The following is a 20,806-nucleotide window of genomic DNA, read 5'->3' as shown; positions in this document are numbered from 1 at the left end:
CGTCCCGTAAGGCCGCTCGTGTTACCGAACCGCACCGCAACCTCGCCCCAGGAGACCTCTGTGTCCAGCACCGCGTCGAAGCGCACCATGTACCGCCTGACCCACGTCAAGGCGACCCCTGAGTCGATGCTCGAAGCCCTCGACGTCGGCGTCCTCGACACCCTGGACGCGGTCGTGCGCGACGTCAGCGATCACATGGGAGTTCCCGCCCTCGCGGTGTCCTTCGCCGTAGCGAAGGAGGAAGCCGCCTGGGGCAAGGACGTCCTCCAGCTCGCCGACGAGTCGGACCTGCTGCAGAGCGAGCAGCGCACCGGCGCACTGCTTATGCTCGCCGTCGACGAGGTGGTGTACGCGATCGGCTTCGACCAGGGCTACCGGCTTCTCCCCGCCCAGCTCAAGGACGCGCACTTCGGTCTGTCCTTCGGTATCCGCGCCATCAACCCGCGTCAGGTGCGGGACTTCACCGCCAGCGTCCTCGGCCAGGCGCGCATCGACAGTTCCCTGATCCACGCCGGCGCCTCCGTACCGGCACTCGGACTCCGGGACCACGGGCGGATCATCCGCCACCTCGGCGGCTACCTCGACGAAGTCGACCTCACCGCAGGGAGCGGCACCAGGAACGGGGCCATGACCGCGGACGGCGGCATCGGTCTCCGTATCAAACTCGGCACCACCCCCGCTACACTGATCAAGGACATCCGCGCCATCGCCGCGATCTGCGAGCACGTCGCTCCCCACCCCGACCTGGCCTTCGTCGAGCACATCACCGCGGTCAAGGACCCTTCCCTCATCGACGCGCTCGACGCGGAACTGGACGCCACGCTCGGCCGTCCCGCAGACGGCCGGATCATCACCGCCGTCCCCTTCTCTCAGAGCACCGACCTGCCCCGGTCCACCGCCTGCACCATCAAGATCGGGTCCTGCCCGCCCCACCTCCGGGACGAGTTCAGTCTCGACTACGCCCTGGAGCGGGCGCGTGTGATCAAGGCAGGCGCCCGTGTCACGGCGCTCCGGCAGGGCACCGTCGAACTGTTCCGTGACACGCTCTCCGCACGGACCGCGCTCGCCCCGCGCACCGCCTCCCTGGAAGCCCTGTCCAAGGAAACCGCCATGAAGTGGATCGAGGCCACCTTCTCCCTCAGCTCCCGCACGTTCTGTCTGCTCGACGGTGAGTGGTACGAGCTCGGGGCGGGCTACCTGCGCAACGTCAACGAGACCGTGGCTCCCTTGTTCCCCGACGCGCCCTCAGTCGATCTCCCCCGCTGGCCGCTCGTCGAGAAGCTCAACAGGAAGGGTATGCGCGTGATGCGTCCCGCAGACGAAGGCGACTACAACAAGCTGGCTGCCCAGGCCCGTCGCGGCTGGGTCTGCCTGGACAAGAAGAATGTCCACAACCCCTTTCGGGCAAGCAACTCCGTCGAGATCTGCGACCTGTTCACCGAGGACGACACTCTTGTCCTCGTGAAGCCCGCGCACTCCTCTAGCCCGCTGAGTCACCTGTTCAGCCAGGCGCGCGTCTCCGTTGAGCTCCTTTTCGAGAACGCTGCCGTACGCGCGGAGTTCGCCCGGTCCGTACACGTCAACAGCGATCCGGCCCGCAGCATCCCCGAGGACTTCACCCCGCGCCGCGTCGTCTTCGCGATCCTTCTGAAGGACGGAGCCAAGCTCACGCCGGACTCCCTCTTCCCGTTCTCCGCCATCACCCTGGCCCAGACCGCGAAGGCCCTCGCCGCTCGCGGTGTGACCGTCGAAGTCATCGGCGTCGAAAGCGAGTCGGCCCAGTCCGCCATGCTCGACGAGGCTGCATAGCCGCCCGGGCCCGCTCACCACGAGCAGCGTTCCCGGAGCCTGGCCGAATCCGCTTCCCCTTGAGCGCACCCCTACCTGCGAGCGGCCGACGCTCCCACTCGTGCGCCGCATCACCGCCATCAAGGAGTACCGGAATGAGCTGGCTCACTGGGACATGGACGCCCCGGAGACGAAAGCCGAGGCACTGACGGAGACCAAGCAGCTTTTGAGCCTGCTGAAGCTGATCGACCACGACCCACGGTCCTGACCGGCTGAGGCGCCCTGGGCCGGGCCTGCTGTCAGGCTTCCGGCTCAGAGCTGTCGAGGCCGAGTTCGATCACCGCGAGTGCACGAGTGCGATGTCCTGATCCTGTCGGCCGACGAGGCTGCACTCTCACGGCAGATCCGGATGGCGCTGCGGGGCAACAAGTGCCTGCTGGCCATCGAGTGCAAGTACTACACCGCTAGCCGGGTCAGCATCGGCCACGCGCGTAATTTCGAAGGGCTGCACACCGACCTGCGGACCGCCCGCAACCTGTTCGTCTCCAACACGGGAGCATCGAGCGTGGTCAAGTACCTGTCCGCCCGCAAGCGCGGATACGAGCGGGAGGTAGTGCCGGCCAACGTCAACACCGTCGGCTACACACGTGGCCAGATCCGCGAGGCGTTCAAGATCTACCTCGGCAAGACGGCTCCGTCCACGGTGATCTGATTCAGACGCGCACTGCGGCGACCGTCGACAACGTCCACGTACGCCCGATCTCGGGCTCAGCTGCGTGCACCACCATGTCGGCCCACTGCCCCTCCCCGACGTCACCCGCACCCCAAGCCAGTTCAGCCAGAGCCCCATCAACGGCTCTGAACCCAAGCCATTTCGCATTAATACCAGGAATAACCACTCTCGCCGTAAACACGCCCTCTATATCTCTCACCCGAACGAGGAGTCCTGTCAGCAGCCCAGAATTCCCGCAAGGACAGCGGGCATCGTCGCCGTGGGCAGGGCACCCAGGGAACGGCGGAGGCTACATGGAACAGGCCCTCAACAAGCGGCAGCAGGCCGTGCTCGACTGGGTGGGCCAGGGGTGTCCCGACGGAGTCTGGCCGGACAGCACGTACAAGACCAGCGGACAGGCCCTGCAGAACCGAGGGCTCATCAAGGTCACCAAACGCCGCGGGCATTGGAGCGCCCACCTCACCGAGAAGGGGCGGCAGCATCTCGTCGAACGCGGCATCCGCCCCGTGGAGCAGAGCACCCGACCGCAGGAGCGCCCAGCCCGAAAACCGGCACCGCCGCGCCCCCGAGCCGTGCCGAAGGCCCTTGCGAACTACGCGGACCAGCTACTCGATGAACTGGCCGTTGCGAACGACGGCTGCCTCATCAAGCCCATCGAATCCGGCCCGCACGCGGTGAATTGGGCGTCACGGGTCAACGCCACCCGCAAGTCCGGCAAGATCCCACACACGCAGGAGCTGTACGGGTACCGCACCCACCGCGGGGTATGAGATCAAGCTGGTCGACATCCCTGCCTGGCGCCTCGCGGAACTCACCCCACTCCCTGTACCGGCCAGACTCACCGAACCCCATGCCGTCGTGGCCGCCCTCCAAAAGCAGCCGCAGCCCATGGGCCTGACCAACCCCCTCCAGGGCCGAGCCTTGCGCATCATCCAAACCCTCATCACCGCCACCGAAGCACAAGGCCACAAGGCAGCGCTCGGAACCACACAAGGCGCTCCCCCGCCCCATCGGCGGCGCAAGGCACCACCGCACTTCTCCATCACCGCCCAAGGCGAAAGTGTCGGCTTCCTCGTCCTTCAAGAACAGGACCGCAGCGAACACGTCCCCACGGACAAAGAACTCGCCGACGCCAAGAAGTACTCATGGATGCGCATCCCCCACTTTGACTACACCCCCTCCAGCCAGCTGCGTTTCATACTCCGCGGCGGCAGCCCGCACCGTGCAAGCGAATGGGCGGATCTCCCCCACCGGCCTCTGGAAGAACAACTCGCCGAGATCGTGCAGGAGGTCGGCCTCCGTGGCGAAGCCGCGGAGCGCAAACGCCTCGCGGACCAGAAAGCCAGAGAGGTAGAGCGAAAGCGCTGGGAAGCCGCCATGCAGGAAGCCCACGCCGCCTACGCCTACCGCGTCAAACACCTCGGAGAACAGGCAGACACCCGGTACCAGGCCAGCCGCCTGGCGGAATACATCGCAGCAGTACGCGACCGCGCCACATCACTTCCGCCCGGGCAGAAGCGGACCGAGATCGAGGCGTGGCTCGCGTTCGCGCACGCGCACCTCCAACACCTCACCGAATCGGTCTCAGCGCCGAAACTGCCCACGCCACCAAAGCCCAGCGGCGACGACCTCAAGCCTTTCCTCGGCCACTGGAGCCCCTACGGACCCCGCTCCTACTGAGCCGGACCAGGGGAAATTACACCGCCACAAGCCGGACCCGCTCGCCGCACAGCTTGGTCATGTCGTCAATATCGGAAGTCAGCATGACCACGGGGCGGTGCTGTCGCAGCGCGGCCTCGGCGACGGCCGCATCGATCGCGTACTTGTGTCCGTGCAACCCGGCATTCATCGGCAGCTTCGAGGCCGCCCTTGCCTCTTCGTCACCGACCGGGACGACCCGCAGCCCGGAAAGCACCCAGTTCAGGCGGGGCTTGTTCGTACGGGCATGGACGGCCTCGATGATGGTGAGCGCACTGATCACGACCTCCATGCCGCGCGAGCGCGCCTCAGCGATCAGAGCCACCACCTGCTCGTCATCGGCGAGCAGCTTCGAGAGCCCTTCGCTGTCCAGGACGAGCGTCCCCTCGTGACTCAGCCTGCGGCGGGCCACTCGGCCTCCTCGGCGAACACCTCGTCAAAGACCTGCCGCGCCCGCTGACGAGCCGGCTCGGAGACCGGCCCCTTGCGGCTCTCGTAGTCCGCCAGGTACTCGTCCAGGACCTGCCCGCGCAACTCACGCTCGACCGCCTCGGCGATGAACGCGGAGAACTCCCGCTTCCCCACTCGCGCCCGGATCGCCTCCGCCGTCCCCTCCGGCAGCGACAGGCTCACCCGCGTCGCCGGGCCTTCCCCGATGCTGTACGTCGTCTCAGCCATGCCCTCGATTGTGTCAAACGAGTAGGAAAAATGCCACGCCCGCACTACCTTCACAGCTCGACCTGTGCCCTGCTCGCGCAAATCCCAGCACGGCCACCCCCATCCCACCCCAGCACAATCCCAGCACGGTACGGATGACCAGGGATGACGACAGGTGACGAGGGGTCAGCTATCCCAGCACCATCCCAGCACGGGAAAACACAAAGGGCCCGACCCCGAAGAGTCGGACCCCATCCGACCTGCATGTTTGCGAGATCAGCGACGTGGTGATACGTCAGCCGCTACACGTTGAAGCGGAACTCGACCACGTCGCCGTCCTGCATCACGTAGTCCTTGCCCTCCATGCGGGCCTTGCCTGCCGCGCGGGCCTCGGCCACCGAGCCTGTCGTGACCAGGTCGTCGAAGGAGATGACCTCCGCCTTGATGAAGCCCTTCTGGAAGTCGGTGTGGATCACGCCCGCCGCTTCCGGGGCCGTCGCGCCCTTTTTGATCGTCCAGGCGCGGGATTCCTTGGGGCCTGCGGTGAGGTAGGTCTGCAGGCCCAGGGTGCGGAAGCCTACGTGGGCGAGGGTGGCAAGGCCCGGTTCTTCCTGGCCTACGGACTGGAGCAGTTCCAGGGCCTCGTCGTCGTCCAGCTCCGCCAGGTCCGACTCCAGCTTGGCGTTGAGGAAGATCGCCTCGGCGGGGGCCACCAGCGCGCGCTGTTCTTCCTTGAAGGTGTCGTCCGTCAGCTCCTCCTCGTCCACGTTGAAGACGTAGAGGAACGGCTTGGTCGTCAGCAGGTGCAGGTCGTGGAGCAGCTCCGTGCGCTCCGTGCCCTGTTCCAGGCCCGCGGCGAAGAGGGGCTGGCCCGTCTCCAGGATGGCCTGGGCCTCCTCGATCGCCTTGACCTTGGGGCCGACGTCCTTCTTGATGCGGGACTCGCGCTGGAGGCGCGGCAGGACCTTCTCGATGGTCTGGAGGTCGGCGAGGATCAGCTCGGTGTTGATCGTCTCGATATCGCTCTTGGGCGAGACCTTGCCGTCGACATGGACGACGTTCTCGTCCTTGAACGCCCGGATGACCTGGCAGATCGCGTCGGACTCGCGGATGTTCGCCAGGAACTTGTTGCCCAGGCCCTCACCCTCCGACGCGCCGCGCACGATGCCCGCGATGTCGACGAAGTCGACCGTCGCCGGGAGGATCTTCTGCGAGCTGAACAGCTCCGCGAGCTTGTTCAGGCGCGGGTCGGGTACGCCGACGACGCCGACGTTGGGCTCGATCGTGGCGAACGGGTAGTTGGCCGCCAGCACGTCGTTCTTGGTCAGGGCGTTGAACAGGGTCGACTTGCCGACATTCGGCAGGCCGACGATTCCGATCGTGAGCGACACGTTGGCGACTTCCTGAAGTGAGGGGCTGAGCGGGGACTGGCGACTGCCCAGTTTACGGGCGGCCCGCCGGGCTCGACGACGGGTCGGGGGACGCGGTGTGCGACGGGCTGGGTGGCGGGCTGGGTGACGGGTCGCCCATGGGGTTACGACGGTTCTACGTCACGCCCGGGACCCGCCGTGACGCGGCCGAAGACCTCGAACTCAACCCCAAGGTCATTCAAAGGGCGTGTCCAACCCCCGATCGGGACCCCCCGGCCACCTACGTTGTTCGGGTGGAGCAGCCCAGGACACGTCCCCCCCAGCGCCGGCAGCGGCCGCAGACCACCCTCCCGGCTCCGACGCGCGGCGCGGTCTCGGCGGCCGCGGGCTCCTACCGGGTGCCCGGACCCGGTCCGGGCGGCCGGCGGGTGCCGCCCATCGTGCTCACGTTGCGCAGACTGCCCAATCCCCGGTTCACCGGGCTCGGCGCCGGGCTCTTCGCCGTCGCCGCGATGCTCTGCGTCGGCTTCCTCGACGAGCTGATCCTCGACGGGGCGCCGCTCGCGTACGGGCTGCTGTTCCTGCCGCTCAGCGCGGCGACCGCGCTGTGGGTACGGACGGCGGACCTGGTCACGGCGCCGATCAGCGTGCCGATCGCCTTCGCCGTCGGCACCGTACCGATCTCGGGCGGGTCCGGCGGTCTCGGCGGCCAGACGATGGCCGTGATCACCACTCTCGCCGTGCACGCCGGCTGGCTGTACGGGGGGACGCTCGTCGCCGGCGTCATCGCGTCCGTACGGAAAGTACGGCAGATGGGGCGGCGACAGCTCGCACGTGACACCGCCGCAGCCGCCTCCATCGGCACGGGGACCCGGCTCCCGCGACGCTAGGCCGCGACGCTAGGCCGCGACGCTAGGCCGCGTCGCGGGAGCCGGGTCGCGGGAGTCGGGTCGCTGGGCCGCGTCGCCGGGCCGGGTCCCGCAGGTCCGCGTCCGCCCCCACCCTCGGGGGCGGCGGCGCGGTCGCCCGGCCGCCCCCTCAGCTCAGCGCCTCGCCGCCGCCATCGCCGCTCCCACGATCCCCGCGTTGTTCTGGAGCTGCGCCGGGACCATCTCCGCCCTGACGCCCTCGATCAGCGGCAGGAACTTGTCCGCCTTGCGGCTGACGCCGCCGCCGATGATGAACAGCTCCGGCGAGAACAGCATCTCCACATGCTTCAGATACTTCTGGACGCGATGCGCCCAGTGGTGCCAGCTCAGTTCCTCGTCGTCCTTGGCCTTGGTCGACGCGTGCTTCTCCGCGTCATGGCCGTGCAGCTCCAGATGGCCCAGCTCCGTGTTGGGCACGAGCGTGCCGTCGATGAAGAGCGCGCTGCCGATGCCCGTGCCGAACGTGAGCAGGAAGACCGTGCCCTTACGGCCGCGCCCGGCGCCGAAGGCCATCTCGGCCACGCCCGCCGCGTCCGCGTCGTTCAGGACCGTGACCGGCATGCTCAGGCGCTCGCCCAGCAGTTCGCCCGCGTCCACGTCGATCCACGACTTGTCGACATTGGCCGCCGTACGGATGACGGAGCCGGTCACCACCCCGGGGAAGGTGATGCCGACCGGCCCCGACCAGCCGAAGTGCTCCACGACCTCCACCACGCCGTCCGTCATGCTCTCGGGCGTCGCGGGGTGCGGGGTCAGTACTTTGTGGCGCGGCTCCGCCAGGTCGCCGCGCTCCAGGTCCACGGGCGCGCCTTTGATTCCCGAGCCGCCGATGTCCACTCCGAAGACGTTCATGGACGACACGTTACGGCCAGATGCTGACAACGAGTTATTTCCGTGCCGCCGCAGCGCACTTCCGTGCGGTCGCAGCGTACTTCTGTACCCTCGCGTTACTTCTGTGCCATCGCGGCCGCTTCGGCGCGCAGATCGCGGCGCAGCTCCTTCGGGAGCGAGAAGGTGATGGACTCCTCGGCGGCCTTGACGATCTCGACGTCCTCGAAGCCGCGCGCGGCCAGCCACTCCAGCACGCCCTCCACCAGAACCTCCGGTACGGACGCCCCCGACGTCACGCCGACCGACGACACCCCGTCGAGCCACGTCTCGTCGATCTCGTCCGCGGCGTCGACCAGATGGGCGGCGGCGGCGCCCGCGCCGAGCGCGACCTCGACCAGCCGCACCGAGTTGGACGAGTTCTTGGACCCGACGACGATGACCAGATCGGCGTCGGAGCCCATCTGCTTCACCGCGATCTGCCGGTTCTGCGTGGCGTAGCAGATGTCGTCGCTCGGCGGCGAGATCAGCAGCGGGAACTTCTCCTTGAGCTTGTCGACCGTCTCCATCGTCTCGTCCACGGAGAGCGTGGTCTGGGAGAGCCAGACGACCTTCGACTCGTCGCGCACCTCCACGTTCGCCACGTCGTCGGGGCCGTCGACCAGCGTGATGTGGTCCGGGGCCTCGCCCGAGGTGCCGATGACCTCCTCATGGCCGTCGTGGCCGATCAGCAGGATGTCGTAGTCGTCGTTCGCGAACCGGACGGCTTCCTTGTGGACCTTGGTGACCAGCGGGCAGGTCGCGTCGATCGTGGCGAGGTTGCGGCCCGCGGCCTCGTCGTGAACGACGGGAGCGACGCCGTGCGCCGAGAACATGACGATGGATCCCTCGGGGACCTCGGCCGTCTCCTCGACGAAGATGGCGCCCTTCCGCTCCAGGGTCTGCACGACGTACTTGTTGTGGACGATCTCGTGTCGGACGTAGATCGGCGCGCCGTACTGCTCCAGGGCCTTCTCGACGGCGATCACCGCGCGGTCCACGCCCGCGCAGTAACCACGGGGGGCGGCGAGCAGGACGCGTTTGCGGGACGTAGCAGTCATGCGTCCCATCGTAAGGCCGCCCAGAACAGGCGCGAGATCGCCCGTACTGGTGAGACTGGGCGGGTACGGACGGGGCATACATGGCGGACATGGCCAGGCGTACCCGCCCAGCGTGACCGGGCGTACCTGCCGGCATGAAGGAACGACGACGACGATCGGACGCATGCGATGACGGCTGAGGGGCAGGGGCCCGCGGACGGTGAGCCCGCGCGTGGCGGGTCCGCGCACGGCGAGTCCGCGCACACCGGGCCCGCGCGCGGCCAGTCCGCGCACACGGGGCCCGCGGGCGGCGGGCCCGCGCACACCGGACTGCGGCGGACGCTGCGCTTCCGCGACCTCGTCGTGTACGGGCTCCTCTTCATCGCCCCGATGGCCCCCGTCGGTGTCTTCGGCACGCTCGACGCGAAGTCGCACGGCTCGGTGGCGCTGGTCTATGTGGTGTCCACCGTCGCGATGGGCTTCACCGCCTTCAGTTACGCCCAGATGGTGCGAGTGGCCCCGCAGGCGGGCTCGGTCTTCGCGTACGCCCGCAAGGGGCTGGGCGAGGCGCCCGGGTTCATCGCCGGGTGGATGGCGATGCTGGACTATCTGCTGATCCCGGCCGTCGCCTATCTCTTCGCGGGGATCGCGATGGAGGCGCTGGTGCCGTCCGTCGACCGGTGGGTGTGGACGGCGATCGCCGTCGTGATCACGACACTGCTCAATCTGACCGGGGTGCGGGCCGCGGCCCGGGTGGGCTTCGCCGTGCTCGCCCTGGAGATCGTGGTGCTGCTGGTGTTCGTGGTGTCGGCGATCGTGGTGCTCGTACGGGACGGCGCCGAGCGTGGCTGGTCCACGCCGTTCACCAGCGATACGGGTTTCTCGGCCGTCGCTGTGCTCAGCGCGGTGTCGGTGGCCGTGCTGTCGTACCTCGGGTTCGACGCCATCGCCTCGTTCGCCGAGGAGGTGACGGGCGGTTCGCGGCAGGTGGCGCGGGCGGTGCTGCTCTGCCTGGGCCTGGCGGGGCTGCTGTTCATCGCGCAGACGTACCTGGTGGCGCTGCTGGAGACCCGGACCTCGGCCCAGCTCGCCGCCGATCCGGTGGCGCAGGGCTCGGCGTTCTACGACGCGGTGGACGCGTCGGTCGGCAGGTGGCTGCACGACCTGGTCGCGTCGAGCAAGGCGATCGGCGCGGCGTTCGCGGCGCTGGCGGGCCAGGCGGCGGCGGGGCGGCTGCTCTTCGCGATGGGCAGGGAGCGCAGACTGCCCCGCGCACTGGCCCGTACGGACTCGGGCGTGCCGCGCGTCGCGCTGCTGCTGGCCGCCGTGGTGACGCTGCTGGCGGCGGTCTGGGCGGCGCGCCGGGACGACGGCCTCGACCGGCTGGTGTCGGTGGTCAACATCGGCGCGCTGACGGCGTTCGTACTGCTGCACGCGTCGGTGGTGGGCTGGTTCGCGGTACGCCGCCCAGGCCGCGGCCCGAACTGGTTCACGCAGGTGGTGGTCCCGGTGATCGGCGCGGGGATCTTGATCGCGGTCATCGTGGAGGCGGCGGACTCGGCGCAGTTGGTGGGCGCGGTGTGGCTGGCGGTGGGGCTGGTGGTGCTGCTGGTGCAGTGGCGAGGACGGAGGGGACCGGGGTCGCCGGGGCCGGGGCCGAAAGCAGCCTCCGGGACGGGGCCGGGGGCGGGTTCCTGATCTACGGCGGGCTCCGCCGCAGGGCCGTGAGCCCGAAGTCGGCGCTGGGCCGGAGCCCGGCTCCGGGCCCGGCTCGTGAGCGTGTCTCTTGAATCCGTTCATGAGATCGTCGTGCTCGTGATCGAGTCCTGGGTGATCGATGACGGCCGCCCTGTCCCGGTGTCGTCGGAGACGGTACTGGCAGCTCTTCGGTCGAGGATCGACAGCGGGCAGCTTGAGACGTGGCTGATCAGTTCGTCGGGACGGTCGCTGGCCTTCGTGACGAACACCGAGCGCGCGATGGTGATGCTGCTCGAAGAAGAGGGCGATCCCGGCGAGCATGCCGTGGCCCCGGAATCCGAGGGGTCGAGCGGCGGGTTCGTCCTCTCGAACGGGCAGCACGATGAGTACCCGGATGAGGACACCGTCCCAACCGGTGAGGCGTTCAGGCTCGTGGAGCACATCGTCGGCACGGGGGGCTGGCCGGCGGACGCACGCTGGGTGGCCGATCGCTGAGCGGTCGATCGCTGAGCGGTCGATCGCTGAGCGGTCGATCGCCGGGCCCGGATGAGGATGCGCCGAGGCGGTTGACGCAGCGCTCGACTGATTTGCGCGGCCTGTATGCATCGGCGTCGAAGGCGGCCAGGTCGGTGGAGGCGATCACGGAGCGCGCAGGATGAATACCCGCGGTCCGCCGGGCCGGCATCGGGTCGGATCTGTGGTCGTCCGGGGCCGCTTCGCGGAACACGGACGGCGCCCATGACGGCCTCGAAGGCTGATGCGTCGACCGGACCGCCCTGGCCTGCGATGACGGGGAGGGCCAAGGCCGTGCGCGGCTGTCGCCGGCGAGGTGGGCCTTCGCACTTAGGCCGCCGCGGGAGCGTCCCGGCGCGTGGTCACCGGGCTCGCCCCGGTCCAGCGCCCGCATTTGGGTCCGCCTCTGAAGGAGGCCGGTGCGGAGTGGGCTCCGGGTCCCGGGCGGGGTCCTCGGCAAGGTCCGGTCCGGGTCTCGGTCCGGCTCCGAGACGGGATCCGGTTACCGGCCGGGGCAGGACCCCCGCCCGGCCTCGCGGTTTCGGGGTGATGTCGTAGGCGGCGGATACGCTCCCCGCATGGCTCTCAACACGTCAGCCGAGGCTCCGCTGCCCGTCGGGGAGGTCTCGCGGCTCATCGGCGGGTGGATCGACCGGCTCGGTGCCGTCTGGGTCGAGGGGCAGATCACCCAGCTCTCGCGCAGGCCCGGCGCCGGGGTCGTCTTTCTGACGCTGCGCGACCCGTCGTACGACATCTCCGTGGGCGTCACCTGCTACCGGCAGGTCTTCGACGCCATCGCCGATGTGGTCTCCGAGGGCGCGCGCGTCGTGGTGCGGGCCAAGCCGGAGTGGTACGCGCCGCGTGGCCAGCTTTCGCTGCGGGCGACGGAGATAAGGCCCGTCGGGATGGGCGAACTGCTCGTACGGCTGGAGCAGTTGAAGAAGGCGCTGGCCGCCGAAGGGCTGTTCGCGCTCGACCGCAAGCGGCCGCTGCCGTTCCTGCCGCAGCTCATCGGCCTGGTCTGCGGCCGGGCCTCGGCGGCCGAGCGCGACGTCCTGGAAAACGCGCGCCGGCGCTGGCCGGCCGTCCGCTTCGAGGTGCGTAACACGGCGGTGCAGGGCGTCAACGCGGTCGCGCAGGTCGTCGAGGCGGTGCGGGAGCTGGACGAGCTGCCCGAGGTCGACGTGATCGTCGTCGCGCGCGGCGGCGGCAGCGTGGAGGATCTGCTGCCGTTCTCGGACGAGCAGCTCATCCGGGCGGTCGCGGAGTGCCGTACGCCCGTGGTGTCCGCGATCGGACACGAGCCGGACTCGCCGCTGCTGGATCTGGTGGCGGACGTACGGGCGTCGACCCCGACGGACGCGGCGAAACGGATCGTCCCCGACGTCGGGGAGGAGCTGGACCGGGTGCAGGCGCTGCGGGACCGGGCGCTGCGGACCGTGCAGGGGCTGCTGGACAGGGAGGAGCGCGGGCTCGCGCACGCGCTGGCCAGGCCGGTGATGGAGCGGCCCCACCGGATGCTGGAGGAGCGCGCGGCCGAGGTGACGGCGCTGGCCGACCGGGGCCGCCGGGTGCTGCGGCATCAGCTCGACCGCGCCGACTCGGAGCTGTCGCACACGCTGGCGCGAGTGGTCGCGCTGTCGCCTGCGGCGACGCTGGAGCGGGGCTACGCGGTGCTGCAGCGCGCGGACGGCTCGGTCGTGAGGTCCCCGGAAGGGCTCGCCGGCGCGGAGGAACTGCGGGCGAGGGTGGCGGACGGGGAGTTCACGGTGCGGGTGACGGAGTGAGGACGAAGGTGTCAGGCGCGGTGAAGTGCGCGGTTGTTGTCGGAGAGCGCTCGTAGGGTGGATGCCATGGCCAAGACAGACACGGAAACATCAGCGGCCACGGCCGGTGAGCCGCTCGGCTACGAGCAGGCGCGCGACGAACTGATCGAGGTCGTCCGCCGGCTGGAGACTGGCGGCACGACGCTGGAGGAGTCGCTGGCCCTGTGGGAGCGCGGCGAGGAGCTGGCCAAGGTCTGCCGCCGCTGGCTGGAGGGCGCCCGCGCCCGCCTGGACGCCTCCCTGGCCACCCCGGAACGGGACGAGCCGACCCCGGACGAGTAACGCCCACGAGGGGGGCCGGGCAACCAGCGCCGGGCCCCGCCAGGCGCGCTCGCGGCGGCCGTTGAATCCCGGGCCTGGCCCGTATGCCCTGGCGCCGCGCCCCGCCTCGTGGGGGGCCGGGCAACCAGCGCCGGGCCCCGCCAGGCGCGCTCGCGGCGGCCGTTGAATCCCGGGCCTGGCCCGTACGCCCCGGCACCGCGCCCCGCCTCGTGGGGGGGGCCGGGCAACCGGCCCCGGGCCCCTGCGGGCGCACTCGCGGCGGCCGCCGGATCCCGGGCCCGGCCCGTGCGCCCTGGCACCGCGCCGCGCCTCGCGGGGCTGTCGGTACCCGACGCGGCCCCCGCAGCAGCCCCCGCACCGGACAGGTGCCACGAGCACGGCCGCCCGGCAGGCAGCGTGCCACGCTCGCCGACGGCCGGGGCGGCCTCCCGCGCCCAGGTGCCGCCCCCAAGCCCCGCGTCAACCGGCCGTCACGACGGCGCAGCCGGGGCTCCCGCGCCTTGGCGCCGACCTGCGGGGCCCTCGTCGGTCAGCGGCACGGCCCCACCGGACAGGCGCGCGCGACCAGGGCCCCCGACCGCGGTGTCGCCGCTCCACCGCGGCGTGCGACCGCTGAGCCTGGCGTGCCGCCGCGCCGCCACCGGGCCGAGTGCCCAGGGCCGCTCGTTCAGGTCAGGTAGGACTTGCCTGCCCTGGCACCGGACAGGTGGGTACGAACCCGACGCCTGGAGGCGGGTGCGCCCAGGACCACCGCAGGTCGTTGCCTCCCGGCTCTGCAGGCGTACGGCTGCCCCGGCCGCTCGTCCGGATCAGGCTGAACTCGCCTGCCCTGGCGCCGCGCCTCGCAGCGCTGTCGTCAGTCAAAGACGCGGCCCGCGCGCCGGTCACACAGGGCGGGCTCTATGCCTGGCACCGCAAGGCACGCTGCGTTACGCCGGACATAGAGCGCCTCGGTGCCGCGCCCCCGCCGGGCCGAGCGCCCGGGTGCCTCCGGACTCCGGCACCCCACCGACCCGACGTGCGGACGCGCAACGGCCTCGCGCCCGGCAAGCGGCGCCCCGGAGCGTCCCCGGATCCCGTCGACGGCCGGGTGCCTGCCGGCCCTCACGAGCCGGACGGGACTTCGCGGACGCTACCCGGCGCGCGCCGCCCCACCGCCCCCCGCGCAAGCCTCAGGCGCCCGCCTTCACCGTCGTCTTCTTGAATTCCAGCGCCGCCGCCATCGCGCCCAGGCGTTCGTACGACGCCGTGCCCGTCACCACCGTCGTCGCGCCGTTCTCCGTGCGGACCAGGGCGTCGTAGTGCGGGCCCTGCCAGCGCTGCCAGGGTTGGCCGGCGACCTCTTGGGTCTTGCCCGTGTTCTTGGCCTCCTGCGTCACGTCCGAGACGTACCGCTTCGTCGGCGACGTCGACTGCTCGATCGCGACGTACTCGCCCTCCGGGTCCAGGAAGCCGAGGTGCCAGGCGTGGCCGTTCGCGCCGTCGTACGTGACGGAGGTGGCCTTCCACTTGCCCGGCAGGCCCGTGGGGGCCGCGACCGGGTACGGCGCCGCGCGGCGGGCCGTCAGGAGTTCGACCCGGTAGTCGACCTTCTTGACCGGGTCCGCCTTGTCGTCATGGGGGACGAACACATAGATGACCGCGACGATGATCCCGATGACCACCATCGACAGCAACATGTCCCGCACCGTCTGTCTGCCTCGCTCGCCTGCCACTCCCCCATCGTCGCATCAGCGTTTCGCGCTCATCCGTGGACCCCTCTGCTCAAGTTGTCGATGTACGGATAGAGTCGTATCACCCTCTTTTCCGGCCGTCGCCGTACAGAAAGGTGCGTTCCGATGACCGAGCATCAGCTACCTCCCCCTCTTGAGGTGTCTCCCGAGGCACCTGACCGCAACCTCGCCCTGGAACTCGTACGGGTCACGGAGGCCGCCGCGATGGCGGCCGGCCGGTGGGTCGGCAGGGGTGACAAGAACGGCGCCGACGGCGCCGCCGTGAACGCCATGCGGACCCTCGTCTCCACCGTCTCGATGAACGGCGTCGTCGTCATCGGCGAGGGCGAGAAGGACGAAGCCCCGATGCTGTTCAACGGCGAGCACGTCGGTGACGGCACCGGCGCCGAGGTCGACATCGCCGTGGACCCGATCGACGGCACAACCCTCAACGCCAAGGGCATGCCCAACGCCATCGCCGTGCTCGCCGCGGCCGACCGGGGCGCCATGTTCGACCCGTCGGCCGTCTTCTACATGGACAAACTGGTCACCGGGCCCGAGGCGGCCGACTTCGTCGACATCAACGCCCCGGTCGCCGTCAACATCCGCCGTGTCGCCAAGGCCAAGCGCTCGTCCCCCGAGGACGTCACGGTCGTCGTCCTCGACCGCCCGCGCCACGACGGCATCGTCAAGGAGATCCGGGAGACCGGCGCCCGCATCAAGTTCATCTCCGACGGCGATGTGGCCGGCTCCATCATGGCCGCGCGCGAAGGCACCGGCGTCGACCTGCTGATGGGCATCGGCGGTACGCCCGAGGGCATCATCTCGGCGTGCGCCATCAAGTGCCTCGGCGGAGTCATCCAGGGCAAGCTCTGGCCCAAGGACGACGACGAGCGCCGGCGCGCGATCGACGCGGGGCACGATCTGGACCGGGTGCTCTCCACGGACGATCTCGTCAGCGGCGACAACGTCTTCTTCGTCGCCACCGGCATCACCGACGGCGAGCTGCTGCGCGGCGTGCGCTACCGCTCCGAGACGGCGACGACCCAGTCGCTCGTGATGCGCTCGAAGTCGGGCACGATCCGGCAGATCGACTCCACCCACCGGCTGTCGAAGCTGCGCGCCTACAGCACCATCGACTTCGACCGTGCGAAGTAGCAAGTAGGAAGTAGGAAGTAGGAAGTAGCAGTAGCAGGACGAGTCGCATCGGAAGGGGTGTCCCCGTTGTGCGGCGGGGCACCCCTTCCGTACGCGATCAAGAACGGCCGGCGCTCAGCCCGCCGCCGCGATCCTGCCCGCCGGCGCCGCCTTGCGCAGCTCCACCTCGCGCCGCCTGCGCCGCGCCAGCACCACCCGGCGCTCGGCTGCGGTCAGGCCGCCCCAGACGCCGTACGGCTCGGGCTGGACCAAGGCGTGCTCCCGGCACTCCACCATCACGGGACACCGGGCACAGACCCGCTTCGCGGCCTCCTCACGCGACAGCCTCGCGGCTGTCGGCTCCTTGGAGGGGGCGAAGAACAACCCGGCCTCGTCCCGGCGGCACACAGCCTCCGAATGCCACGGGCCGGCCTGATCCTCCCGAGCGGGACTCCGCTGGGCGGGAACGGCAGCGACCTGCAGGGGCTGATGCGGCGGATGCAGCACGGTCTACTCCTGACGACGGCTTCGCGAGCGAGAGACGATGCAGCTCTCCCTACCCGCTGTGCGTGCTCCTATGCACTGAGTGGCCCTCGGGGCACAGTCCGCAGTCACCCGGGCCCCTGATCCGCCGTCGCTCAGGACACAGCCCACCGTCAGGACTTGAGGTGCTTGCGCAGCAGGTCCTGGAGGTTGGCGACGAACTTCCCGCGCTTCGGCTTGGCCTCGATGTTGCCGAACACCGAGTAGCCGTTGACCACGACCACCGGCGCGTCAGGCTCCGGTGCTTCCAGCGTGTGGACTTCGAAGTTCCCGAAGATTCCGGTGCCGCTGCCGCGCAGCGAGATGTTCTCCGGGACCCTGACCTCCACGTTGCCGAAGATCGACGTCGCGTTGATCACCGTGGTCCGCTGGCCGAAGAGCGCTTCGGTGAGATCGATCTCGATGTTGCCGAACAGCGCGAACGCGTTGGTCCGCGCCCCGATCCGCCAACGCCCCCTGCGGGTGTTGCTGCTGAAGACCGCGACCATGCTCTCGGCCGTCGCGTTCGGGTCCGCGGGCTCGTACGCGTAAGGGCCCGCCGCCCCGGAAGCTCCGGGCGCAGCGCCCCGCACCCCCTGGCCGCCGGACGGCAAGTCCCGTACCAGCGGCGCCAGCTCGGCGACCGTCTTGGCCCGGTAGACGGAATCGATCCGCTCGGCATGCTCCTCCGCGTCCAGCCGGCCCTCCGCCAGCGCCTCCCTGAGGATGTCGGCGGTCCGGTCCCGGTCCGCGTCGGAGGCCCGGATACCTGGGGGCTCCGCCGAAGCGACGGGCTTCTGGGGGTGCTTTTCGAGGTCCACGAAACCAATGTAGCGAAACGCGATAGATCGCGACTAGGGGCAGTTGCGGTGCGGCGCGTCGGCAGTTGCGGTGCGGCGCGTCGGCAGTTGCCGTGCGGCGCGTCGGCGATGCGGCACAGAGAGGGGAGAGACCGGGCGAGTGAGCCGTACCTCACCGTCCAGGCACCCGCGCAGCGTCCTACGCTGGAGGTCGCCCGGCCAACGGAGGCCGCGCCGCCGCCCGTCGAGTGAGGAATGGCCGTAATGCCGGATTTTGCGTACTCCGATCTGCTTCCCGTCGGAGAGGACACCACGCCCTACCGGCTGGTGACCGCCGAAGGCGTCTCCACCTTCGAGGCCGACGGGCGTACGTTCCTGAAGGTGGAGCCGGCGGCCCTGCGCACGCTGGCCGCCGAGGCCATGCACGACATCTCGCACTATCTGCGCCCCGCCCACCTCAGCCAGCTCCGCCGGATCATCGACGACCCCGAGGCGTCGTCCAACGACAAGTTCGTGGCGCTCGACCTGCTGAAGAACGCGAACATCGCGGCGGCGGGTGTGCTGCCGATGTGCCAGGACACCGGTACGGCGATCGTGATGGGCAAGCGGGGTCAGCAGGTGCTGACGGGCGGCGGTGACGAAGAGGCCCTGTCGCACGGCATCTACGACGCGTACACGAAGCTCAACCTGCGCTACTCGCAGATGGCTCCGCTCACCATGTGGGAGGAGAAGAACACCGGCTCGAACCTGCCCGCGCAGGTGGAGCTGTACGCGACGGACGGCGGCGCGTACAAGTTCCTCTTCATGGCCAAGGGCGGCGGCTCGGCCAACAAGTCGTTCCTCTACCAGGAGACGAAGGCGATCCTCAACGAGGGCGCCATGATGAAGTTCCTTGAGGAGAAGATCCGTTCGCTGGGTACGGCGGCCTGCCCGCCCTACCACCTGGCGATCGTCGTCGGCGGTACGTCCGCGGAGTTCGCGCTGAAGACCGCCAAGTACGCCTCCGCGCACTACCTGGACGAGCTGCCCGCCGAGGGCTCCCCCACCGGACACGGCTTCCGCGACAAGGAGTTGGAGCAGAAGGTCTTCGAGCTGACCCAACGGATCGGTATCGGCGCCCAGTTCGGCGGCAAGTACTTCTGCCACGACGTACGGGTCGTCCGGCTGCCCCGGCACGGCGCCTCGCTGCCCGTCGCGATCGCCGTGTCCTGCTCGGCCGACCGCCAGGCGGTGGCGAAGATCACGGCCGAGGGCGTCTTCCTTGAGCAGTTGGAGACGGACCCCGCGCGCTTCCTGCCGGAGACGACCGACGAGCACCTGGACGAGACCGAGGTCGTCCGGATCGACCTCAACCGGCCGATGGACGACGTCCTCGCCGAGCTGACCAAGTACCCGGTCAAGACCCGGCTTTCGCTGACCGGACCGCTGGTGGTGGCCCGGGACATCGCGCACGCGAAGATCAAGGAACGGCTCGACGCGGGCGAGGAGATGCCGCAGTACCTGAAGGACCACCCCGTCTACTACGCGGGTCCCGCGAAGACCCCCGAGGGCTACGCCTCGGGCTCCTTCGGCCCCACGACCGCCGGCCGGATGGACAGTTACGTCGAGCAGTTCCAGGCGGCGGGCGGCTCCAAGGTCATGCTGGCGAAGGGCAACCGCTCCCGGCAGGTCACCGACGCCTGCGGCACGCACGGCGGCTTCTACCTCGGCTCGATCGGCGGGCCCGCGGCCCGGCTGGCCCAGGACTGCATCAAGAAGGTCGAGGTCGTCGAGTACGAGGAGCTGGGCATGGAGGCGGTCTGGAAGATCGAGGTGGAGGACTTCCCCGCGTTCGTCGTCGTGGACGACAAGGGCAACGACTTCTTCACCGAGCCGGCCCCCGCGCCCACCTTCACCAGCATCCCGGTCCGGGGCCCGGGACTGGGCTGAACAAGCCCGAACAGCCCGCTCGACAGCGACAGCCGCGGCCCGCTCGACGGCGACAGCCGCCGCCCGCTCAACAGCCGCCCGCTCAGGCGCTGTCGAGCGGGCCCCTGCTGTCGTCCGTCCCGTCCAGCGGCGCTTCCAGCAGCCCCGAAGTCGCCAGCAGGAAGCCGAGTTGGGCCCGGCTCTTGCTGCCGAGCTGCTCCGAGACCTTCCGCATGTGCTCGGCGACGCTGCGCCTGCTCATCCCGATCCGGCGCGCGATCGACGCGTCCGTCTCGCCGTTGACCACGGCCAGCAGGATCGTCCGCTGGAGGTCCGAGGTGATGACGCGCGTACGCGGCGAGCCGACCGCGGGACGCACCGGAACCGCCCTGGCCCACGAGCTGTTGAAGTGGTTCAGCAGGAAGCGGATCAGGGCCGGGTGCTGGACCCGTACGGCGGTGCTCGCCGTCGACACCTCGTCCGACGGGATGAACGCCATCTCGCGGTCGAATATCAGCATCCGGTCGAAGACGTCGGCGATCGTCCTGACCTCCGCGCCCGCCGCCGTCACCTCCTCGATGTACGAGAGGGTCGGCCCGTGCGAGCGCACCGTGTGCTGGTAGATCGTCCGCTGGCGCACCCCGCGCGCCAGCAGGTCCCTGGAGCGCGCGAGCCCGTCGGCCAGGGCCACGGCGGGCCGCACACCGCCCGGCTGGATGGTGAGGATCTCGTCCCGGCAGTCGGCCACGGCGGTGTCGATCGCCGCGTTGATGACGGACAGGCCGACGATCCTGGTGAGTACGGGCGGGTCCAGCCGGTGCTTGTCGTCGTAGAGACCCTCGAAGACCGCGAGCGCCGAGCGCAGTGAGCGCAGTCTGCTGTGCCGTTCGGCGATCTCCTCCTCGACCGGGCCGAGCGCGGTGAGCGCGGCGGCACCCGGTGGGATGAGGCTCATGAACGCGGCCGATTCGCCGTCGTCCACGACGAGCCCCAGGGCGTGCAGACAGCCCGGCACCTCGTCGCGCCGGACCCGCCCCGCCTCAAGACCGTGCCGGTACACGGCCAGCGCCGCCTCGCACGGCCGACTCTGTGACGATTCGCGGCAATCGCATGCCCATGGGGTGGATTGATCGTCCTTCACAACTATGCAGATTACATTTGTACGTCCGTTGATTGTGTCCCTGACAGCCCGTGATCGGCCACGATGAGTGTGCGGCGCCCAGTCGCGAACCGCCCCGCCCGGTCACTCCCATGCCGCGGCGGGGCCCCACTCGGAGGATGTCGCGGTGCCACGGGGGTACACCGCGCCATCCCTCCGAGGTGGCC

At 69.9% G+C, this 20,806-nt stretch carries 21 protein-coding genes; 12 read left to right on the top strand and 9 right to left on the bottom strand.

Features of this window, described 5'->3' with window-relative positions; translation table 11 throughout:
• Nucleotides 1-60: 60 nt before the first annotated feature.
• The 5 genes from ACZ63I_RS22655 to ACZ63I_RS22635 all read left to right on the top strand — a co-directional run bounded on the left by ACZ63I_RS22655 (nucleotide 61) and on the right by ACZ63I_RS22635 (nucleotide 4,201).
• A complete protein-coding gene (locus tag ACZ63I_RS22655) occupies nucleotides 61-1,809 on the top strand; it encodes a DUF6119 family protein (RefSeq protein ID WP_469340788.1) in 1,749 nt (582 codons plus the stop codon).
• A gap of 100 nt (nucleotides 1,810-1,909) precedes the next feature.
• Nucleotides 1,910-2,056, top strand: a complete 147-nt coding sequence (locus ACZ63I_RS22650; RefSeq protein ID WP_469340787.1) for a hypothetical protein — start codon at nucleotides 1,910-1,912, stop codon at nucleotides 2,054-2,056.
• A 78-nt stretch (nucleotides 2,057-2,134) separates the two neighbouring features.
• On the top strand, nucleotides 2,135-2,500 hold the full coding sequence (locus ACZ63I_RS22645) for a hypothetical protein (protein ID WP_469340786.1): 366 nt from the start codon (nucleotides 2,135-2,137) through the stop codon (nucleotides 2,498-2,500).
• Nucleotides 2,501-2,814: 314 nt separating this feature from the next.
• Nucleotides 2,815-3,291 (top strand): hypothetical protein, encoded by a 477-nt coding sequence (locus tag ACZ63I_RS22640; RefSeq protein WP_469340785.1) that lies wholly within the window; start codon nucleotides 2,815-2,817, stop codon nucleotides 3,289-3,291.
• A 118-nt stretch (nucleotides 3,292-3,409) separates the two neighbouring features.
• On the top strand, nucleotides 3,410-4,201 hold the full coding sequence (locus tag ACZ63I_RS22635; RefSeq protein ID WP_469340784.1) for a hypothetical protein: 792 nt from the start codon (nucleotides 3,410-3,412) through the stop codon (nucleotides 4,199-4,201).
• Between the two features lie 16 nt (nucleotides 4,202-4,217).
• Here the strand turns inward: ACZ63I_RS22635 and ACZ63I_RS22630 are convergent, their stop codons facing one another.
• The 3 genes from ACZ63I_RS22630 to ychF all read right to left on the bottom strand — a co-directional run bounded on the left by ACZ63I_RS22630 (nucleotide 4,218) and on the right by ychF (nucleotide 6,267).
• A complete protein-coding gene (locus ACZ63I_RS22630; RefSeq protein ID WP_469340783.1) occupies nucleotides 4,218-4,631 on the bottom strand; it encodes a DNA-binding protein in 414 nt (137 codons plus the stop codon).
• Nucleotides 4,613-4,897: a hypothetical protein gene (locus ACZ63I_RS22625; RefSeq protein ID WP_006138089.1), complete on the bottom strand. Its 285-nt coding sequence runs from the start codon at nucleotides 4,895-4,897 to the stop codon at nucleotides 4,613-4,615. Before ACZ63I_RS22625 ends, ACZ63I_RS22630 begins: the two co-directional genes overlap by 19 nt.
• A gap of 281 nt (nucleotides 4,898-5,178) precedes the next feature.
• Entirely contained in the window at nucleotides 5,179-6,267 is a 1,089-nt protein-coding gene (gene ychF / locus ACZ63I_RS22620; RefSeq protein ID WP_469340782.1) for a redox-regulated ATPase YchF, read from the bottom strand.
• A 272-nt stretch (nucleotides 6,268-6,539) separates the two neighbouring features.
• Here ychF and ACZ63I_RS22615 point away from each other — a divergent pair, with 272 nt between their 5' ends.
• Nucleotides 6,540-7,136, top strand: a complete 597-nt coding sequence (locus tag ACZ63I_RS22615) for a DUF6542 domain-containing protein (RefSeq protein WP_469340781.1) — start codon at nucleotides 6,540-6,542, stop codon at nucleotides 7,134-7,136.
• Between the two features lie 153 nt (nucleotides 7,137-7,289).
• On the opposite strand, the gene ppgK is transcribed toward ACZ63I_RS22615, so the two are convergent.
• Entirely contained in the window at nucleotides 7,290-8,027 is a 738-nt protein-coding gene (ppgK, locus tag ACZ63I_RS22610; RefSeq protein ID WP_041984983.1) for a polyphosphate--glucose phosphotransferase, read from the bottom strand.
• Nucleotides 8,028-8,122: 95 nt separating this feature from the next.
• Nucleotides 8,123-9,112 (bottom strand): 4-hydroxy-3-methylbut-2-enyl diphosphate reductase, encoded by a 990-nt coding sequence (locus ACZ63I_RS22605; RefSeq protein ID WP_469340780.1) that lies wholly within the window; start codon nucleotides 9,110-9,112, stop codon nucleotides 8,123-8,125.
• A 159-nt stretch (nucleotides 9,113-9,271) separates the two neighbouring features.
• Between ACZ63I_RS22605 and ACZ63I_RS22600 the strand changes: the two genes are divergently transcribed.
• From ACZ63I_RS22600 to ACZ63I_RS22585, 4 genes are all read left to right on the top strand, one after another.
• Complete coding sequence (locus ACZ63I_RS22600) at nucleotides 9,272-10,780, top strand: APC family permease (protein WP_469340779.1); 1,509 nt, start codon at nucleotides 9,272-9,274, stop codon at nucleotides 10,778-10,780.
• A gap of 81 nt (nucleotides 10,781-10,861) precedes the next feature.
• A complete protein-coding gene (locus ACZ63I_RS22595; RefSeq protein ID WP_469340778.1) occupies nucleotides 10,862-11,275 on the top strand; it encodes a hypothetical protein in 414 nt (137 codons plus the stop codon).
• A gap of 596 nt (nucleotides 11,276-11,871) precedes the next feature.
• Nucleotides 11,872-13,080 (top strand): exodeoxyribonuclease VII large subunit, encoded by a 1,209-nt coding sequence (gene xseA, locus ACZ63I_RS22590; protein WP_469340777.1) that lies wholly within the window; start codon nucleotides 11,872-11,874, stop codon nucleotides 13,078-13,080.
• 66 nt (nucleotides 13,081-13,146) lie between these two features.
• Nucleotides 13,147-13,401, top strand: coding sequence for an exodeoxyribonuclease VII small subunit (locus ACZ63I_RS22585; RefSeq protein WP_469340776.1), 255 nt, complete (start codon nucleotides 13,147-13,149; stop codon nucleotides 13,399-13,401).
• Nucleotides 13,402-14,573: 1,172 nt separating this feature from the next.
• Here the strand turns inward: ACZ63I_RS22585 and ACZ63I_RS22580 are convergent.
• Nucleotides 14,574-15,116, bottom strand: a complete 543-nt coding sequence (locus tag ACZ63I_RS22580; RefSeq protein ID WP_469340775.1) for a DUF4245 domain-containing protein — start codon at nucleotides 15,114-15,116, stop codon at nucleotides 14,574-14,576.
• A gap of 123 nt (nucleotides 15,117-15,239) precedes the next feature.
• Here ACZ63I_RS22580 and glpX point away from each other — a divergent pair, with 123 nt between their 5' ends.
• Nucleotides 15,240-16,271, top strand: coding sequence for a class II fructose-bisphosphatase (gene glpX / locus ACZ63I_RS22575; RefSeq protein ID WP_469340774.1), 1,032 nt, complete (start codon nucleotides 15,240-15,242; stop codon nucleotides 16,269-16,271).
• A 114-nt stretch (nucleotides 16,272-16,385) separates the two neighbouring features.
• Here the strand turns inward: glpX and ACZ63I_RS22570 are convergent, their stop codons facing one another.
• Both ACZ63I_RS22570 and ACZ63I_RS22565 read right to left on the bottom strand, forming a co-directional pair.
• Entirely contained in the window at nucleotides 16,386-16,757 is a 372-nt protein-coding gene (locus tag ACZ63I_RS22570; RefSeq protein ID WP_041984998.1) for a WhiB family transcriptional regulator, read from the bottom strand.
• A gap of 149 nt (nucleotides 16,758-16,906) precedes the next feature.
• Nucleotides 16,907-17,593, bottom strand: a complete 687-nt coding sequence (locus ACZ63I_RS22565; RefSeq protein WP_469340773.1) for a DUF1707 SHOCT-like domain-containing protein — start codon at nucleotides 17,591-17,593, stop codon at nucleotides 16,907-16,909.
• A gap of 243 nt (nucleotides 17,594-17,836) precedes the next feature.
• On the opposite strand from ACZ63I_RS22565, the gene ACZ63I_RS22560 reads away from it, so the two are divergent.
• Complete coding sequence (locus ACZ63I_RS22560) at nucleotides 17,837-19,501, top strand: fumarate hydratase (protein WP_469340772.1); 1,665 nt, start codon at nucleotides 17,837-17,839, stop codon at nucleotides 19,499-19,501.
• Between the two features lie 82 nt (nucleotides 19,502-19,583).
• On the opposite strand, the gene ACZ63I_RS22555 is transcribed toward ACZ63I_RS22560, so the two are convergent.
• Complete coding sequence (locus ACZ63I_RS22555; protein ID WP_469340771.1) at nucleotides 19,584-20,540, bottom strand: LuxR C-terminal-related transcriptional regulator; 957 nt, start codon at nucleotides 20,538-20,540, stop codon at nucleotides 19,584-19,586.
• Between the last annotated feature and the right edge of the window lie 266 nt (nucleotides 20,541-20,806).

The organism is Streptomyces sp. NPDC087906, assembly GCF_055584925.1.
This window is presented reverse-complemented; position numbering and strand designations above follow the sequence as displayed.

Bases quoted from the DNA above. Each gene is read 5' to 3' on its own strand.
- glpX (WP_469340774.1), top strand. From the start codon at position 15,240: ATGACCGAGCATCAGCTACCTCCCCCTCTTGAGGTGTCTCCCGAGGCA.
- ACZ63I_RS22585 (WP_469340776.1), top strand. From the start codon at position 13,147: ATGGCCAAGACAGACACGGAAACATCAGCGGCCACGGCCGGTGAGCCG.
- ACZ63I_RS22600 (WP_469340779.1), top strand. From the start codon at position 9,272: ATGACGGCTGAGGGGCAGGGGCCCGCGGACGGTGAGCCCGCGCGTGGC.
- ACZ63I_RS22605 (WP_469340780.1), bottom strand. From the start codon at position 9,112: ATGGGACGCATGACTGCTACGTCCCGCAAACGCGTCCTGCTCGCCGCC.
- ACZ63I_RS22625 (WP_006138089.1), bottom strand. From the start codon at position 4,897: ATGGCTGAGACGACGTACAGCATCGGGGAAGGCCCGGCGACGCGGGTG.
- ACZ63I_RS22640 (WP_469340785.1), top strand. From the start codon at position 2,815: ATGGAACAGGCCCTCAACAAGCGGCAGCAGGCCGTGCTCGACTGGGTG.
- ACZ63I_RS22635 (WP_469340784.1), top strand. From the start codon at position 3,410: ATGGGCCTGACCAACCCCCTCCAGGGCCGAGCCTTGCGCATCATCCAA.
- ppgK (WP_041984983.1), bottom strand. From the start codon at position 8,027: ATGAACGTCTTCGGAGTGGACATCGGCGGCTCGGGAATCAAAGGCGCG.
- xseA (WP_469340777.1), top strand. From the start codon at position 11,872: ATGGCTCTCAACACGTCAGCCGAGGCTCCGCTGCCCGTCGGGGAGGTC.
- ACZ63I_RS22560 (WP_469340772.1), top strand. From the start codon at position 17,837: ATGCCGGATTTTGCGTACTCCGATCTGCTTCCCGTCGGAGAGGACACC.